A 247-nucleotide genomic window follows, 5' to 3' on the forward strand; every position below is an offset into this window, starting at 1 on the left:
CCAATGAACATTAGCTTAGCTGACAGTGCAGCGAGCTTACTCCAACCAAACAATGATTTAGCCCCACACATCAATTTAGTGATTCAAGAGATTCGCTTACCTAGAACTATTTTGTGCATGCTAATCGGCGCGATTCTCGCGTTATGTGGTGCGGTTATGCAGGGGCTATTCCGCAACCCGCTTGCTGAGCCAGGGATCATCGGTGTGTCTGCTGGTGCGGCATTAGGTGCAGCGTTGGCTAATGTTC

General features: G+C 49.4%; 1 protein-coding gene. It reads left to right on the top strand.

Annotated features, from left to right (window positions below):
• Nucleotides 1–247, top strand: a 247-nt coding sequence (locus tag AB4486_RS24895) for an iron chelate uptake ABC transporter family permease subunit (protein ID WP_372119371.1), incomplete at both ends; no start/stop codon positions are given.

Source organism: Vibrio sp. 10N.222.55.C6 (genome assembly GCF_041473395.1).
Lineage (GTDB): Bacteria > Pseudomonadota > Gammaproteobacteria > Enterobacterales > Vibrionaceae > Vibrio > Vibrio crassostreae_C.